Source organism: Paenibacillus sp. J22R67, from assembly GCF_059692175.1.
Window position 1 is genome coordinate 464,463 of the sequence record NZ_JCAUAX010000003.1, and the last position, 17,247, is coordinate 481,709.

Here is a 17,247-nt window from a genome sequence, read left to right on the forward strand (position 1 = left end):
AAGCTTCCAAAAGTAAGCGAAAAATTGAAAAACGCCGCAGCCTACGAAGTAGGCTGCGGCGCACAAGTGCTGTGAATTTACCCTTTGACAGCGCCAATCATGACGCCTTTGACGAAATACTTTTGCACGAATGGATATAAAATAAGAATGGGTACGGATGCTACCATGATCGTTGCATATTTGATCGTTTCCCCAATTTGAAATTGATCGGCTGCATTGGCACCGGTTGACATGGAGTCGGTGTTATTCGAAATTAGAATTTCCCTTAACGTGAGCTGAAGCGGATACAGATCTCGATCCTTCAGGAAGATGGAAGCATAGAACCAACCATTCCATTTCTCAACGGCATAATAGAGAATCATAACAGCAATAACCGGCATGGAGAGCGGAATGATAATTCGGAATAGGATGACGAAGTGATTGGCCCCGTCCATTTTCGCAGATTCCTCAAGGCTTTCAGGTACGGCCATGAAGGCAGTACGCATAATGATCAAATTGAAAGTGTTAACGGCAAAAGGTAGAATCGTAGCCCATAAGGAGTCGATTAAGCCAACGCCTTTGACCACCAAGTAGAGCGGGATGAGACCGCCGCTGAAAAACATCGTTACAACAACGACGAAGATAAACACATTGTTCCACATGACATTTTTACGCGAAAGGACATAAGCTCCTAAGGATGTGACGATTAGGTTGGTAATGACGCCGAATACAAGGATGAAAAGTGTGTTCTGGTAACCTTTGAGAATCGCAGGGTTCTTGAAAACGCTTTTGTAAGCTTCAATACTGAAGCCTAATGGCTTGAACAAAAACCCTTTGTGGGTGATCAACTGCCCGGCATCGCTGATGGAAGCGAAGGTGACGTAGAGAAGTGGATACAACGTAACGACAACGAGCAAAAGCAGTACAATGTGGATGATCGTAGTAAATACTTTGTCTGAGTAGCTGGTTTTCACTTCAGTCCCTCCTTTCTCACCATAAGCTGCTTTGACTTATTTTTTTACTGATTTTATTTGCTGCAATGAGCAAGGCTAGATTGATGACGGAGTTGAACAAACCGACCGCGGAGCTGTAACTCCAACCGAATTCGATTAAGCCTTTTCGATAAACGAAAGAGGAAATGACATCGGCCGTATCGTACGTGCTGGGGTTATACAGCAAAATAATTTTCTCGAAACCAACGTTTAGTAGATTCCCCATTCGCAGAATGAACATAATCGCGATCGTCGGTAGGATACCCGGGAGGGTAATATGCCAGATTTGCTTTATTCGGTTGGCTCCGTCGATTTTCGCCGCTTCATACTGTTCCTGATCAATTCCCATGAGAGCCGCTAAATAAATGATAGACTCCCACCCAATCTTCTGCCATATTTCCGATAATATATAGATCGTCCGGAACATCTCAGGCTTCTGCAGCATGGCCGTGTCACTGAAGCCAAAGTAAGTCATAAAGTTATTAATGAGCCCGCCATTATTCGTAAAATCTTTGATCATCCCGGCAATAACGATGAGGGAGATGAAATAAGGCATATACGTTACCGTCTGTACGAAACGCTGAAACCTTTTATTCGTCAACTCATTGATCAGAATCGCCAAAATAATAGGTGCAGGAAACTCGAAGCATAGCGAGTAAAGCGAGATAATAACTGTGTTTTTGAGAATTCGCCAGAAATAATAGGAACTGAAGAAATCATTGAAGTGCTGGAAGCCGACCCATGCGCTGCCCAAAATACCTTTATTCGGGGTATACTCCTTGAATGCAATCAGAGCTCCATACATCGGCGCATAATGGAAGACAAAGTAGTAGACCAGCACGGGTACCATCATCAGGTACAAATATTTGTTGAGCAAAAAATCGCGCTTGAAGCGTACTTGGAACGTTGCTTGCCCTGCTTTGCGCATGAAATCTCTCCTTTCGCCGCGAGTTTCTAGTAAAGCGGGGAGGGCGATTGCCCTCCCCCTGGCTTGTTATCTATCTTTTGTTGAAACGATCCAAGGAGGCTTTCTTAATTTCAAGCGCGCGGCTCAGTTTAACAGACTTGAATTTCTCTTGATATTTATCGAAGGAATCTACAGGCTCAGTGCCCAGAATGATTTTGAGCGTCATTTCATCAACCAACGTGTTGAGGTCAGTCATGATTTTGGCAAGCTCTGTGCTTTCTTCCGGTGTAGCCGTGACTGGCGGCAGTTTATGTTTGTCTACGTCCGTTTTTGACCAAGTGGTCACGGCATCACGCTGCGTTTGCAAAGCCAGATACTGCTCAATGTAGCGTTTGTCTTGAACGAATGGACCATTGTAGTTACCGCGTACATACAGGGACAGCGCTTGTGCTGGTGCTAATTTATCCGGATTTTTCATAAGAAGATCGGTATATTTCGGATAGCCATTTTCCATTTTGTAGGAAACGCCTTCGGTGCCGAAGTTGAAGTAATTATGACCTTCTTCGGAGTATCCATAGTCAAGAAGTTTTGCTGCAGTCTCAATATTTTTGGAAGAAGCTGTGATCGCAACCATACCACCTGGTGAGAAGGATGGATCTTTCTGGCCGTACATCGCGATATCGCCTTTTTTGAGCACCGGATATGGTGCTGCAACGAGCACGCCTTTCGGATCTTTCGCTGTAATCAGAGGCTGCCATTTCCCGATACCGCCGCCTGCATTATTTACGGTTACGCCTGTTGCACCGGAGGCCATATTAGCGTCCAAAGCTTTGCCATCTGCTGTTGCGAAGTTTTTATCAATTAGGCCTTCTTCATACCATTTGTGCAGGGTGGCAAGGAAGTCTTTGTAGCCTTTTTCTGCTGGACCAAATTTAATTGTGCCATTGTCAATATAGAAATCACGCGTCACGCCATAAGCACCTGCGAAAGCGCCGTTTCCTAATTCATTGAAAGGTCTAGGCACACTGACAACGGAGAATGCAGCTGTAGCCCCTTTTTTCTCTTTAAAAGCTTTAAGTGTCATATACCAATCGTCAATCGTCTCAGGAATCGGCAGACCTAGTTCGTCCAGCCAGTCCTTCCGGATAATTGGACCTTGATAGACACGCAAGTAATCATCGCCGCGGATGAAAGGGAAGGAATAGTAACTGCCGTTATCGGTTTTTACTTGTTTGTCGATCTCAGGATGTTCTTTGAGATATTTCTTCAAGTTAGGTGCGAATTTATCAATCGTATCATTCAGTTTTAAAATGTAGCCGTCTTTGATCGCTTTTTCAGGACCGCCGGGGAATGCCCCTTGCCAGTCAAACTCGATCATGTCTGGAAGATCACCTGATGCTAACAAAACGTTCAATGCTTGCTGACCCTGGTTGGTAGGAGGAGCAAGGAACTTCAATGGAACACCGGTCTTTTTCTGCCAATCCTGGAAGAAAGGAATGTCTGCGTGAGCGGCTTTAACGCCTGTCACGTTGCCAGGCAGTTCGCCCCAGTACGTTAGGGTCTTGTCTGTTTTGAGCGGGTACGAAGCAGGTGCGGCGGCAGCCGCTGGAGCGGTTGTTCCGCCGGCAGTCGCTTTCGGACTCGTGCTAGATTCTGCCGTCGGCGTGTTCGATGACGAACAAGCGACAGTCAAGCTTCCCATTAACGTTGTTGCAACAAGCACGGTGAACATTTTTTTTCTGTTTTTTTGCATAGATTGACCTCCTAAGAGTTACTGAGTTTTTGGCCAGACAAGCTGGCATCGCAGAAGTTGCTGCTTGTTTGCTGTCAAAATGAGGTGCTCTCTTTCACACCTTTACTATATGATAACGCTTACAAAAGAACCATCTGCAAATTATCCAATTGCTTCTTGAATTGTTGAGATATGCTCTACAAAATATCCAATCGGGTCTTCAAAATAGCCAATATTGGCCTATATAAAGGAGCGGACAGCCTATTGGCTGCCCCAAATATCTACTTTTCAATCAGTTCCTTGTATTTGCCCGGTGTGATACCTTCGACTTTTTTGAAAACACGGATAAAGGCATTAATATCATTGAACCCCACGCCATTCGCGGCATCGCCGACTGACTGCTCTTGGCTTTTCAAAAGCTGCTTGGATTTGTCGATCCTGACTTTATTGATGCGATCCAGCAGACCTTCTCCCACATAATCTTTGAACAGCTTCGACAAGTAGGTCGCTTTGCGGTCAAAATGGCTGCCAATCATGGTCACATTCAAATTCGCGTCGGAGTAATTATTTTCGATATAAATAGAAATTTCATCGACCAGCTGCTGCAGCGCCTTTTGCCGCGTTTGCGACATGGCTACCTGCCGTTTGGCGGCTGTATATGCGCATACCTGCTCTAGCATTTCGTTCAAATAGAGATTCATTTCTGGGACGGTTATACTGCTTAACAGCCGATCGAGCAGCTTGGGATTGCGGATGAAGAAGCTCTCCTGAATGTCACCTGTTTCACTAATGCTTTTCATCATTGTAGTAACTAAACCTAACATTAAGCACTTGGTTAAGGAGACGGATATCCCGCGGATTTCAAAATTTTTGTTCATGATCTCGGCAAGAATGCTCTTAGCGTCTTCCAATTCTCCTGATTTCACGGCATATAGGAACTGTTGCTCAATTTGCTGTGGATAATAGTAGCCGGAGGCCGGCTCACAGGGACGGTTAGCTTGCAAATCATCATAGGCGAGAATTTCACGTCCTCCCATAACCAGCTTATAGGCCATCGAATCTAACGCTTCTAAGAAGGCTTGAGGCACACTTGATATTTTCTCGTGTATGCTGCTGATCGAGATCGTCAGATGAATGTCATAGGTAGCGGAGAGGAATCGTTGCGTCTCTTCGGCGATGCGCAGCAGCTCCTCCTTGCCGCTTGTATCCTTCTCCAGTGATAAATTGACTAAGCAGGCGAGCGAGTCGTCAATCTCCGTCGCATAGCCGCGGTGCCGCTTGGACGTCAGCTCTTCTACAACATTCATAATGATGAATTGCAGCAGCTTCCATTTATCCTCATCCGACGTATGGGTAATCCGTCCGAAGAACGGCGAGCTTTTATCAACGACAAACAGCATGACGGCGAAATCTTTGCGATCCAGCTTCATATCAAAAGTCGTCAAGGCTTCGGCAATTGGCATATGCCTATCTAGCTTTCCTCTCAGTAACTTCTCGATGAAATGAGAGCGGACCATATGCCGCTGCTGTTCCATTTTGCTTTTGAAATCAGCCATCTCAAGTAAGGTGCTGTCCACCGCTTCTTGTATGAAGTGAAACTCATTATAGCGCTCACCAGAAGTATAGGTCATCTTTTTGGAAAAAGCATGCACGAGGCGCCGGACGGGATTATAATTGCGCCGTAAAAAGAAGAAAGTCAGAATGCCGCCGCCAAGCAGCGAAATCGCCATACTCATATACGTCAGGTTGCGGATGTGAGCCGCCTTTTGCCAATAAATCGTACTCGGCATGATAGACACATATTTTAACTTGGAACGGGGGGATTGAATGTTAAAAACTTCGTATTTCTCGCTATCCTTACCTGAAAAATAGAAGTTTGGTGTGTTCGCTAATTTGTCATAAGGGAAATCGCTGGGAAGCGCATGGGCCGAATTGGAAGCCAGAATTTGATTCTCATCATTCAAAATAAAGACGTGACCTTTATTGAAAATCTCCATATTTTGAATAGCGCCAAGAATACGAGACTGATCGACCATAATGACATTCGTGGCGAGAGGTTGATTATGTTCAACAGGGTAGGTGCTGATATAGGCTACGGTTTTTGTTAGCTTATTATCGTCACCGATCCGAGTCATCGGAATAAAACCTTGGAAATGGGGACGAGTCATAATTTCTTGCCAAGCAGAAAAGGAGAAATCATCGCTCATATGCAAAGTTTGATAGGCAAAAGCGCTAGGCCTAACCGTGGTAGGAAGAATCACAGACTGATCCTTATACAAATAGACATAGAAAGAGTCAATGAGCGGATAGGAAGTTTTGTACATCGATAGATTACGTGCAATTTGGGAAATGTCATAACGATATTCTTTGGGGAAGGCCTCATATTTATTAGAGTAGAGCAGTTCCTGCACGTTCACATTCCAAGTGATTTCAAAGTTTAGTTGCTCCATCGCCTTGAATTGGTTGTCCATGACTTCGCGAACCTGCTTCAATAAGGAATCATTGGCTTGTTGAATTTCATCCTTCAGCGTTTTGTTAGATTCCACGTACAAGAGTAAACCGATTACGACAGGTAAAAGGAGAATAACGATATAGGAAATCATCCAGGTTAAGACAATGCTTTGTCCGTTAAAGATGATTTTATTCTTCATAGCTAGCAATCCCCTCACAATCAAAATCGGACTCGATAACGAGTTCATAGCGACATATGTATGCGCTCTCATTTCATTGTATTTCCTTTCCATCGCCTAAGTCAACGATAGAAAAGAACCAATTTTTATTCGTCATCTACTACTGAGATTCTTCAACTGGCTTGAACCGATTTTTCCCGAAAAAGAAATAAAATAAATAGGAAATCACCGTGTAGACAACTGCTGTGATGCAGAAAGCATAGGCGTAGCCGTAGTAGGGGCCATGTCGGAAAACCAGGCCTGTACTTATCGGAGCCGCCAAGAACCAGCCCAAGTTGAAAACGGCTTCTCCGGAAGAGGAGGCTAGTCCACGCAGCGAGCGGTCGACGTAACTCATTTTGACTGAGTTGTAAAAAGGATTCGCCGCGTTCATCAATGCCTGACGGAACAAATACCCGCCGGAGGACAAGTAGAAATTGGCTGAGAAAGCAGTCAGGAGGAGGAATGGGATGGAACAGAGCTGCAAGTACACAACGGATCTGACTTCCCCAAATCTCTTCACAATCATCGGCCCAATGAGAAAGGCAATCGCTGTTGCTCCTTGGCCTAACGCCACAACAAGTCCTATCGCAGACTTCGAAGCTTCAAAACGATCCTCGAAATACACATTTAAATACGGGACAATCATTCCCCCGCCGATAGCTGACAATAAACCGAGTAGGCAGAAAATACCGATGACTTGAAGGGAAGATTTGTGGGAGCGCCACGAATGTTTCCAATTGAGCGCTTCCCTCCGCGGTGGCTGGATCTCCTGCTCGCTTTTTTCGAACAAAGCTACAGGGATGACACCAAGCGCAGCGAAGACGACGCCAATTAATAAAGTGAAACGTAAACTTAAAATCTCCTCAAACCCGATGACGAATTGAAAAAAGTCACATAGAAGGCCTCCGAGCGCAATACCCACAACATTGGCAATCATCACCAGCGCCATATTAAAGCTAAACAAATGTACACGCTGCTGAGGCGTGGAATTGTTAGCCATAAAAGGCAGAATGGTTGCCGAAACGACGGCAAGTGCCATGCCTCCGAAGAAAGAGGAAACGAGCATGCCTCCTTCAGCCTCGAATAAAGAGCGAACCGTCAAGGCGACAATGGTAAAAACAAGACCAAACGTAATGACTCGTTTCGGCCCGAATCGGTCATTCATAATACCTGCGGGAATAAGAATGATAGCTGCTGCCAGTGAAGTCATACCAACGATGCTGCCGACCGTCGTTTGCTCGTAGCCAAGACTTTTGACATACAGATTATAAACGAGACCAAACATACCCAAACCTAGGTTCCAAACAAAGTTAAAGCAAAAGAACAGCAAAATATTTCGACTGTATCCCTGAAACTGAGACTTCCATTCTTGAAGTAAATTCGTCATGCGAGATTCCTGCCTTTGTATTGTGTGTCTAATTTGTAGCCGCTTTTCCCATTCTACCATCGGTAAATAATTTTGAACACGGGAAAGACTTGATATTAAATTGGATCTGTATAATAATAAGTAGTCTAATCTACGAAACAGGGAGAACATGCTGAAAATGTCTACATCAACGAGTGCCGTTACGGAAGAACAGAAACCAGAAGTCGAACAGATTGAAATTTGGAAATGTAAAGAGGGAGATTGTAAAGCATGGGTTCGCAAAGAATTCGTTACGGAAGCTTTACCAACATGCCCGCTGTGCAAAAATCCGATGATCCGCAGCTATAAGCACGTGCCTGTGACTGCGAAAAAAGGAAACAAAAAGTTCCTAGTAGGGAAAAAACGTTTCTAATTACGAATATCCAAAGACCAAAGCATCTTCAACAACGCTCTTAGAGTGATGCTTTCGGTCTTTTTTTCTTGCAAGATTAGCGGTGAACAAGCATACGATGATTAGTGAGGGGGGAATGCCGATGGAGCAGCCTGATCTACATCTAAGTAATGACACCTTAATGTTGATAGAAAAGCTGAAAAAGAGGAAGAAAGAATGGGATAGACTTAAGAAGGCTCAATGGATATTTCTCATTCTTACTGGCGTTTTGTTACTGTATTGCACAATGTCTTTCTATCAAAAGGTTTTATTAGTTTCGGGTGGTAATGCTATGGCAATCCTTAACTTGCTTGTTTCGAACAAACGATTAACGTTTTCTCTACTGGCTTGTATAAGCTTTTTCATGTTTAGCCGAAATCTTGTGAAGCAAAAGGAGAAAGCCAAAACGAAATATGAGAATATCCGCATGGAAACCGTCGATAGGCTTGATGCGAATTGGTTAAGTGACGTTAAGTCAGAAACGCGCGATAAGATCTCAAGTTATCTGGATAAAGAATTTGACATTAATATTGCGTATAAAGGTTAAATAACTAATAAAAATGGATAATTAGCTGATAGAAAGGGTATAATAATATATACTATGCCCACAAAGTAGCGACTCATGAAAAACGTCGAATACCAAAAATCGCAATACGGGAACTGAGGTAATTTGAATGTTATATCCTTCCATTGATAAACTGCTTGATATCGTTGATAGCAAATATTCGCTAGTTGTAGCTTCTTCCATGAGAGCAAGATCCTTGCGTGATGGTGCAAAATCTGATTTGAAAGGCCAAAAGTCTCATAAGTATGTTGGGATTGCTTTAGAAGAACTTTATGGCAACTATATCAGTTATGAAAAACTTTTGACCGAGCCGGATAAGAAATAAAAGACCAGGAGAAAACCCTTCAATGCAGCAAATGAGCAGCTAGTAGCTAGCTGATGTCATTTGTATGCGTGAAGGTTTTTTTGCGTGTGGAGTCTAGTCATAATTTTAGTAGAGATAGAATACTAGTAAGAGAGGAATGAGTTGCGTATAAAGGGGTTGTAGCTGGATGATAAAGCCCATGATCAAAGGGATATTTCATATATTTCGTTCGCGGAAAGCGTCAGGAACAGCGGATATTTCGCTTCGTAACATCAAGGTTAGCGCACCGCATACCTATTTTGAGCGAACGACGGCTTTTATTGATGACCTCTACTATTTTGCGAAAGACAGCTCCATGCCTTCCACGAAAATGACGATTACCTTTATTATTCGCATCCTGTTTGATAATTTTGTAGATCAAGTTCGGAAAGAAATGATGACATATGATCATCTTCTGGAGCTTAGAGATACTTATGGGAACGTTCTATACGGCAGGCCTCATTCGCAAACGATAAGTTATGTGGCTGCTTCTGCCCCTCACCACCCTTATTCCAAAAAGTCAACCAGAGTTGACGGGAATCCAGCGATGAAATTTCAATGGACACTGAGCCATGATGCTAGGCATTCTGTTCGTTCAGATAACAGATACAAAACACTGAATGTTCCTTTAGATGATTCCAAAGTTCGCCGAGTGCAGACGCTCTTTTCGGATTTTGAAGCAAGAGGAGAAGATATCTATATGGATATGGATGAGCTGGTATCTCTTCTCTATTATCAATTCGTTGATCATATTCGCAACAATATTCATCTTGAAGCTAAACAGTCACTCATTCACGATATGGTAAAAGAGTGGAAATTGCTGCAAGGTGAAGAGGAGGATGTGGAAGTGGAAGATGATGATTCAAAATGGCGAGATGAGGATGATTAAAACAAAAGAGGAATAGATAAACAACGATGAACCGCGGATAGGCGGTTTTATTGTGTTCATGGCGCACTCCCACACTTTTACCTATTGGCATCCTTGTCATAAGAGATTAATATGGTTTACAAAGATGAATTGCAAAGGGAGGAAAATGAACTCGAATGAGATACGAATGCCCATACATAGCTGATGAAAATGTACGTATTCCTTGGGATGAAATAACCCCGGGTGTGTTGTACGATGTTGTAACTGGAGCCAATCCTCGTTTGGAAACTCGATTCCGTGCATGCTGGACCGTAGATGCTTTGCTTGTTCGATTTGATTGCGAGGACGATCATGTCGTGGCTACGATGGAACGGCGTGATGATCCAATCTACGAGGAGGATGTCGTGGAAGTGTTTCTTGATCCCGTGGGGACGGGCAAAGTCTACTACGAATTCGAACTCAGCCCCCGGGGCGTTGAATTCGATGCTTTGATTCACAATAACCTCGATGGGAATAAAAAAGTGGACGTAGCTTGGGACGGTAAGGGTTTGCGCACCTTTGTCACCGACGGGGCAGAGGGGTGGAAGCATTACGAGCTGCGAATTCCATTTGCAGATTTAACGGATGAACATGAACAAGCGAGTGTCCCGCGGCATGGTGCCGAGTGGGGCTGGAATCTATACCGGATCGATGAGGATACGGAAGGGGAGCGGCATTACTGGGCATGGTCTACGACCGGTGCTGTCAATTTTCATATTCCTCAGCGTTTTGGTACGCTCGTGTTTGTGAAAGAATAGAAAAAGCTCCGACTTCCATCATGGAGAGTCGGAGCTTTTTCTATTTAGAGGAACTACAGGACGCTATTTGTCTGAAATGCAGCTGTTTGCAGGATAAGGGGAACTGTGGTCCGTTATTTCACCGTTTTGGGATGGAAAGTGGCCAACTTGGGGCAGATAAGGTCCTGTAGTTCCGATTCACACAGGATATGCCCGATTTAGCTCAAATAGCGTCCTGTAGTTCCCATATGCTCAGATTATTAGATTGCCATAACTAATTTAAGCGCCACTCAGCACATCATTCACGTGCTGCCAAGCCCAATCCAGCTCCTCCCGCGTAATCGTTAGCGGAGGAGCGAGGCGAATAATGTGCTCGTGTGTCTCCTTGCACAATAGCCCCTTCTCCTTCAGCTGTTCGCAGAAGGGCCGGGCCGGGACCTTAAGGTCAATACCAATGAACAGCCCGCGTCCGCGAATATCCGCGATCAGCGGGGACTGAATTTCCTGAAGCCGCTTCAGGAAATAAGCCCCAAGCTCATCCGAGCGCTCTGCGAGCTGCTCGTCTTCGATCACTTCCAGCGCCGCGATAGCGACGGCGCAGCCGAGCGGGTTCCCCCCGAAGGTGGAGCCGTGGGATCCGGGCTCGAACACCTCAAGGACCTCGCGATCTCCGGCCACAGCCGAGATCGGAAAAACACCGCCGCCAAGCGCTTTGCCCATAATGTACAGGTTCGGCGTGACGCCTTCCCAGTCCGTGGCGAAGCGGCGGCCCGTACGGCCGAATCCAGTCTGGATTTCGTCCGCGACAAATAGCACACGATTCGCTTGGCATAGCTCATAACATTCCCGCAGATAGCCATCCCGCGGGATAACAATGCCGGCCTCGCCTTGAATCGGCTCGAACAAGAACCCGGCTGTATGCGGTCCGATCGCCGCGCGAAGTGCCTCCACATCCCCATAAGGGATGATGCGGAAGCCCGGCGTGAAAGGCCCGAATCCGCGCTTGTATTCCGGCGATGACGAGAAGGAAGTGACCGTCACCGTGCGTCCATGGAAATTTCCTTCACAGACGATAATTTCCGCTTGATCATCCGGAATCCCCTTAACGTCGTAGCCCCAGCGGCGAATAGCTTTTACCGCCGTTTCTACGGCTTCCGCTCCGGTATTCATCGGTAAAATCATCGGCTTATTTGTATAATTCGCTAATTTTTCATAAAAAACGCCGAGTGTTTCGCTGTGAAAGGCTCTTGAAGTCAAAGTGACCTTCTCAGCTTGTTCATGGAGCGCTTTCAAAATGTGGGGATGACGATGTCCCTGATTCAAAGCCGAGTAAGCGCTAAGCATATCCATGAAACGGTTGCCGGCTGGATCCTCGACCCAAACACCTTCCGCTTTTGAAATGACGATAGGCAGCGGATGATAATTATGTGCTCCGTATTTTTCAGTTTTCTCAATGATCAAAGAACTTTTTGTGTCCATGAGTATTCCTCCTTGGAGTGCAACCTGGCCAAACGTGTCTTGATACCTGTATTGTCGCACATAGCGAGCTTGTAATCCATTGTATTCTTCTGGTTATCAGGTTGCTCATGTGCGGCTATAGGTCGCTTGTTCGATATTCGGGCAGCTCATTTTTGGGAAATGTCCTTTGCATGTGGCTGCTTACGAGCATATATTAGTAGAGAAAGTTAGACGAGGTGCAAGCTTTTTTGAAATGTACCCAAATGAGTCATGGTAATGCGTAAGTTGGGTAATATAATTTGAAGAATACTAAAACCTTTCGACTTATGAAAATGCTTTCATTTTCGCATAAATTTATTACAAGGCGTGTCAGATATTGGAGCAGGAATACGAGTAAGATGGCGCGAATAGTTAGGATAACTACTGTGCATTACAGTGGTCAATTAAAATCTATCTCTGAAAAATGCTACTAGAACACCTACTTCGCGAGCAGTTACTTTAATGAAAAAGGAACGGTGTGTACGATGAGTATTCGCATTGAAAAAGATTTTTTAGGTGAAAAACAAGTTCCAGTCGAGGCTTATTATGGCATTCAAACGATGCGTGCGCTTGAAAATTTTCCAATTACAGGCGTTAAAATTCATGCAGAACTGATAACGGCTTTAGCAGAGGTAAAGCGGGCAGCAGCTCTGGCGAATATGGAAACCCATATGCTGCCTAAGAAAATTGGTGAGCCACTAGTAAAAGCAGCTGAAGAAGTTAGAGAAGGTAAACTTCTGGATCAGTTCATTGTAGATTCCATCCAAGGTGGAGCAGGAACATCGATCAATATGAATATGAATGAAGTTCTGGCTAATCGGGCTCTGGAGCTGATGGGTGAGGAGAAAGGCAGTTACTTCCACTGTAATCCAAATAATCATGTGAATATGTCGCAGTCAACGAATGATGTTATTCCTACCGCAATCAAAATTGCCGCATATCGGTTATCTCAACAATTAATCGAGACGATGATTTCGCTGCAGAGCGCTTTTGCCAGGAAAGAATCAGAATTTGATGATGTGATTAAAATGGGAAGAACGCATCTTCAAGATGCTGTTCCGATTCGTCTTGGACAAGAGTTCGGTGCCTATGCACGTGTCTTGCAACGTGATATCAATCGAATTCGCCAAGCTTCAACGGGGCTTTTGACAGTGAATATGGGGGCAACTGCCGTAGGCACGGGGCTGAATGCGAAGACGGAATATGTCAATCGCGTGATGTTTCATTTGAAAGATGAGTGTGGAATCCCGGTTGAGAATGCCGAGCATTTGGTCGATGGTACTCAGAATATGGATGCTTACACAGAACTCTCCGCATCTTTGAAGGTATGTGCGGTGAATCTGTCCAAAATATGCAACGATATTCGTCTAATGGCTTCAGGTCCGCGGGCCGGTCTAGGAGAGCTGAAATTGCCTCCAAGACAACCAGGTTCCTCCATCATGCCGGGCAAAGTGAACCCCGTTATGCCGGAGGTTGTGAACCAAGTTGCCTTCCAAGTCATCGGGAACGACCATACGATTTGCTTGGCGTGTGAAGCAGGTCAGTTCGAGCTTAACGTCATGGGACCTGTACTGGCGTTTAACTTGCTGCAGTCACTCAAAATCTTGCGCAACGCGGCGGATGTCTTCGAGCGCTTCGCGATCGAAGGTTTGGAAGCGGACCGTGACCGGTGCCGCACTTATGTCGAGCAAAGCTTCGGCATCGTGACTGCCTTGAATCCGCATCTTGGCTATGAGGTGGCCGCGCAGCTGGTGAAAGAGGCTGTACGCACAGGCATGACGCTGAAAGAGCTGATTCTGGAGCGCGGCTTGCTGACGACAGAGGAGATTGAAGAAATCCTCAATCCGATTCAGATGACGACGCCAGGCATTGCCGGCGAAAGATTGCTGCAGCCTACCGACTAAGTCAGGCCTGAACGAACCAAACGCCCTCAACTCATCGGAAAGATGAGGTGGGGGCGTTGTTGTTATTTTTTAGACGTTGCAAGCTTGGAGCTGCCAATGCCATTGATAAGTAAATAGAAAGTTGCATACATGGCCAAGATGACAAAACCAACAAGCACGCAGAAAATAATTGCCTCTTTGTGTATGCTCTTCTCCAGGGTATTCACGATATCGATGTCCAGCAGGGCATCCCAGCTATTCAGGCGATATTCTCTGCCCAAAAGAATACCATATCCGCTTAGTAGCGAGGTTACGATCATGAGGAACCATGAAATGATGTGGCCCCAATGCTTCATCATAACGACATGGATCATATACATGGAGCTGCATCCAAGTAATAATCCATTCCATGCATATAAAAAAATGGTGAAAAAGTCATTCCAATATGCCATGTCCCAAGCTTTTTTGGTTATGTATAAGTCCTTCAAAAGCGTTAAGTGAAGGAAATCAGTTATGATATACGGCGCATTTGGCAGGAACAGAAGCCAGCCTAGGCCAAAGATGACCATGAACATATGGACAATAAAGGAAGGTCGGCGTAAATGTAGCAGATAGGTCAACAAAGCGAAGAGATTGGGTATCCAGGCAAGGAACAGATTCCAATTCAGAAATTCAAAATACGTTTGGTTTTTGAAGAAGAAGTAGATGCCAATCGTGGATAAGGAAAGCAGGGCAAGTAAAAGCTGCAGAATCCATTGATTTATCGTTTTCATGCTGATCTCCAGTCCAATGTCCGTCTCGTAAGTCCTCTATATTTTACCAAGTAAACCTACTTGCAACAAGCAGAAAAACCCATATTCCTGTGAGGAATACGAGTTTCAGTTCGAGCGGATAGCTATAAGATTTGTTTGCCCAGCAATGAACTAATGAGGCCGACAGCAAGTTGCGAGGTCTTGTTGTTATCGTCGAGCAGCGGATTGACCTCAACGAATTCGGCGGATGTGACGATACCTGCTTCATGCAGCATCTCTACGGCGAGATGGGCTTCGCGGAATTGGAGTCCGCCTTTTACCGCTGTACCGGTTCCCGGTGCTTCGAGCGGGTCTAAGGAATCAACATCAAAGCTAACATGAACGCCATCTGTTTTACCGCTTATATAAGCGATGGCATCTTGCATCACGGCGGCCATGCCTTTGCGATCGATATCATGCATCGTGTAGCACTTGATGCCGAGTGAACGGATCAGCTTCTTCTCGCCTTCATCCAGTGAACGAGACCCGATAAGGACGATATTTTCTGCCTTCACCTTGGCTTGATCCCCTTTAATGCCGGTTAGCAGAGGATGCCCCATCCCAAGGCTAATCGCGAGTGACATACCGTGAATATTGCCGGACGGACTAGTGTCCGCCGTATTTAAATCAGAATGCGCATCAATCCAGATGACGCCTAAATTCGTATAATGCCCGGATAACCCTGCCAATGTCCCAATAGCAATGCTATGATCGCCGCCGATAACGAGGGGGAATTGCCCTTGCTCCACCACGTTGGAAACTTGTTCAGCCAAGCGAGTGTTGACGTCTATTACTTCAGCTAAATATTTTAAATTGTTTTTTTCCACCTCAGGGGGAAGCGGTGCTGCTGTATCGTTCGGAAGACGAATCTCCGCCACATGCTGAATCGTCATATCCATTTGCTGCAAACCTCGCAATAAGCCTGCTTGCAAAATAGCTTTAGGTCCTTTACTAGCCCCGCGTCGGCCTGCTCCAAGATCAAATGGCACGCTAATCGCAGCAATCGTCGGTTTGGTACTCATACGACCAACTCCTCTTGTTTGGATGGGGTGCAAGAAATTCCGTCTACCTTCTGACTAACATTCCCAATTTCGTAAGAACCCATGCTCTTATACTATATGAAAAAAGAACCTTCCGTTCCACTCTTATTGTGGTTTAGAAGGTCTCTTTTGTCTAAATTAAAATGCCCAGTTGCCCTTGCGGAAAATAGGTTCAATACGGCCGTCTGCGTGCTCTCCGTCAATATCCATGTCGGCAGAACCGACCATGAAGTCTACATGGATCAGGCTGTCGTTAAGCCCTGCTTCGCGCTGCTCATCCTTGGACATGGCAGGTCCACCCTCCACGCAAGTAGGGAAAGCTCTTCCCAAAGCCAAATGATTTGAAGCATTTTCATCAAAAAGTGTATTGAAAAAGATCAGATTCGAGTTGGAAATCGGTGAATCATGAGGAACAAGAGCAATTTCGCCTAAGTAGTGGGCGCCTTCATCCATTTCGATCATAGCTTTCAAGGACTCAAATCCTACCTCGGCTGTATAGTCGATGACACGTCCATTATCGAAGGTGATCGTAAAGTTATCGATCAAATTTCCTTGATAACTCAGCGGCTTCGAGCTGCGTACTGTCCCTTGTGTCCCTAGTCGATTCGGTGAAATAAACACCTCTTCTGTCGGGATATTCGGATTGAATTCAAATCCTCCCGTTCCATTCGTAGCTGATCCGCCGCGCCAAATGTGGTTTTTCGGCAGCTCGACAGTTAGCTCGGTGCCCGGGGCACGGTAATGAATTTTATGGAACTGCTTCTCGTTGAGCTGTTCTCTTTTGCTGCGCAGGGTAGCGTTATGCTCGTGCCAAGTCTCCACAGGATTGTCTTGATCGACCCGTGTTGCTTTGAAAATCGCATCCCACAGGGCATCGATAGCAGCCCCTTCATCCAAGTTTGGGAACACCTTAGAGGCCCAGGCTGGCGTAGGCGCAGCGACAATCGACCATGTCATGAAATAGGAGGACATGCTTTCTCTCCATTTTACCAATTTAGGTCCTGCTGCTTTGGAATTTGCGGCAATACGTGCAGGATCGACACCTTTCAGCAGCTCAGGATCTACGGCATCGATCAATAGATAAGCACCGTTATTCTCCGCTAAATCGTTAAGTGCTTGAGCGCGCCAGGCAGGATACTCGTGAAAAGCTTCCTCTGGTGCATGCATATATTTAATTTGAGTGCTAATTTCATCCTGCCATTCGATATGTACGTGTTTGGCACCTGCTTCATAAGCTTTCCGGGAGATGAGGCGCACAAGAGCTGGATGGAGAATAGGAGCGTTAATCCACAACGTTTGCCCGGATTGGATATTCACACCCACGCGGACGATAAGTTCCGCATATTTATCAAGATTACGTTCAAAGGTCATAGAAATCCTCCTTTTTTCTATAGCTTGCTAGCAGT

The 17,247-nt window shown here is 45.4% G+C and carries 15 protein-coding genes; 6 read left to right on the top strand and 9 right to left on the bottom strand.

Annotated features, from left to right (window positions below):
• Positions 1–77: 77 nt before the first annotated feature.
• From AC58VC_RS14045 to AC58VC_RS14065, 5 genes are all read right to left on the bottom strand, one after another.
• A complete protein-coding gene (locus tag AC58VC_RS14045; RefSeq protein WP_497369375.1) occupies positions 78–953 on the bottom strand; it encodes a carbohydrate ABC transporter permease in 876 nt (291 codons plus the stop codon).
• Positions 954–969: 16 nt separating this feature from the next.
• Positions 970–1,899: an ABC transporter permease gene (locus AC58VC_RS14050; protein WP_161409057.1), complete on the bottom strand. Its 930-nt coding sequence runs from the start codon at positions 1,897–1,899 to the stop codon at positions 970–972.
• Positions 1,900–1,969: 70 nt separating this feature from the next.
• The gene (locus AC58VC_RS14055; RefSeq protein ID WP_497369376.1) at positions 1,970–3,631 is read right to left on the bottom strand and encodes a type 2 periplasmic-binding domain-containing protein; all 1,662 of its coding nucleotides are present in this window, start codon (positions 3,629–3,631) and stop codon (positions 1,970–1,972) included.
• 260 nt (positions 3,632–3,891) lie between these two features.
• The gene (locus AC58VC_RS14060) at positions 3,892–6,261 is read right to left on the bottom strand and encodes an AraC family transcriptional regulator (RefSeq protein ID WP_497369377.1); all 2,370 of its coding nucleotides are present in this window, start codon (positions 6,259–6,261) and stop codon (positions 3,892–3,894) included.
• Positions 6,262–6,400: 139 nt separating this feature from the next.
• Positions 6,401–7,819: an MFS transporter gene (locus AC58VC_RS14065; protein ID WP_497369378.1), complete on the bottom strand. Its 1,419-nt coding sequence runs from the start codon at positions 7,817–7,819 to the stop codon at positions 6,401–6,403.
• A gap of 7 nt (positions 7,820–7,826) precedes the next feature.
• On the opposite strand from AC58VC_RS14065, the gene AC58VC_RS14070 reads away from it, so the two are divergent.
• From AC58VC_RS14070 to AC58VC_RS14090, 5 genes are all read left to right on the top strand, one after another.
• Positions 7,827–8,060: a cold-inducible protein YdjO-related protein gene (locus AC58VC_RS14070; RefSeq protein ID WP_497369379.1), complete on the top strand. Its 234-nt coding sequence runs from the start codon at positions 7,827–7,829 to the stop codon at positions 8,058–8,060.
• 121 nt (positions 8,061–8,181) lie between these two features.
• Positions 8,182–8,625 carry a DUF2663 family protein gene (locus AC58VC_RS14075; protein WP_497369380.1) on the top strand — a complete coding sequence of 148 codons (444 nt, stop codon included), beginning with the start codon at positions 8,182–8,184 and terminating at the stop codon, positions 8,623–8,625.
• A 127-nt stretch (positions 8,626–8,752) separates the two neighbouring features.
• Positions 8,753–8,968, top strand: coding sequence for a DNA-directed RNA polymerase subunit omega (gene rpoZ / locus AC58VC_RS14080; protein ID WP_497369381.1), 216 nt, complete (start codon positions 8,753–8,755; stop codon positions 8,966–8,968).
• 166 nt (positions 8,969–9,134) lie between these two features.
• Positions 9,135–9,875 carry a hypothetical protein gene (locus AC58VC_RS14085; protein WP_497369382.1) on the top strand — a complete coding sequence of 247 codons (741 nt, stop codon included), beginning with the start codon at positions 9,135–9,137 and terminating at the stop codon, positions 9,873–9,875.
• A gap of 155 nt (positions 9,876–10,030) precedes the next feature.
• Positions 10,031–10,651 carry a carbohydrate-binding family 9-like protein gene (locus AC58VC_RS14090; RefSeq protein ID WP_497369383.1) on the top strand — a complete coding sequence of 207 codons (621 nt, stop codon included), beginning with the start codon at positions 10,031–10,033 and terminating at the stop codon, positions 10,649–10,651.
• A 258-nt stretch (positions 10,652–10,909) separates the two neighbouring features.
• Here AC58VC_RS14090 and AC58VC_RS14095 read toward each other — a convergent pair whose 3' ends face one another.
• On the bottom strand, positions 10,910–12,109 hold the full coding sequence (locus AC58VC_RS14095; RefSeq protein ID WP_497369384.1) for an ornithine--oxo-acid transaminase: 1,200 nt from the start codon (positions 12,107–12,109) through the stop codon (positions 10,910–10,912).
• A 503-nt stretch (positions 12,110–12,612) separates the two neighbouring features.
• Here AC58VC_RS14095 and aspA point away from each other — a divergent pair.
• On the top strand, positions 12,613–14,031 hold the full coding sequence (aspA, locus tag AC58VC_RS14100) for an aspartate ammonia-lyase (RefSeq protein ID WP_497369385.1): 1,419 nt from the start codon (positions 12,613–12,615) through the stop codon (positions 14,029–14,031).
• 62 nt (positions 14,032–14,093) lie between these two features.
• Here aspA and AC58VC_RS14105 read toward each other — a convergent pair whose 3' ends face one another.
• The 3 genes from AC58VC_RS14105 to AC58VC_RS14115 form a co-directional block, all read right to left on the bottom strand.
• Positions 14,094–14,783 (bottom strand): DUF1361 domain-containing protein, encoded by a 690-nt coding sequence (locus AC58VC_RS14105; protein ID WP_497369386.1) that lies wholly within the window; start codon positions 14,781–14,783, stop codon positions 14,094–14,096.
• Positions 14,784–14,905: 122 nt separating this feature from the next.
• On the bottom strand, positions 14,906–15,823 hold the full coding sequence (gene rocF, locus AC58VC_RS14110) for an arginase (protein ID WP_497369387.1): 918 nt from the start codon (positions 15,821–15,823) through the stop codon (positions 14,906–14,908).
• A 156-nt stretch (positions 15,824–15,979) separates the two neighbouring features.
• On the bottom strand, positions 15,980–17,212 hold the full coding sequence (locus AC58VC_RS14115) for an aminopeptidase (RefSeq protein ID WP_497369388.1): 1,233 nt from the start codon (positions 17,210–17,212) through the stop codon (positions 15,980–15,982).
• Positions 17,213–17,247: the final 35 nt, after the last annotated feature.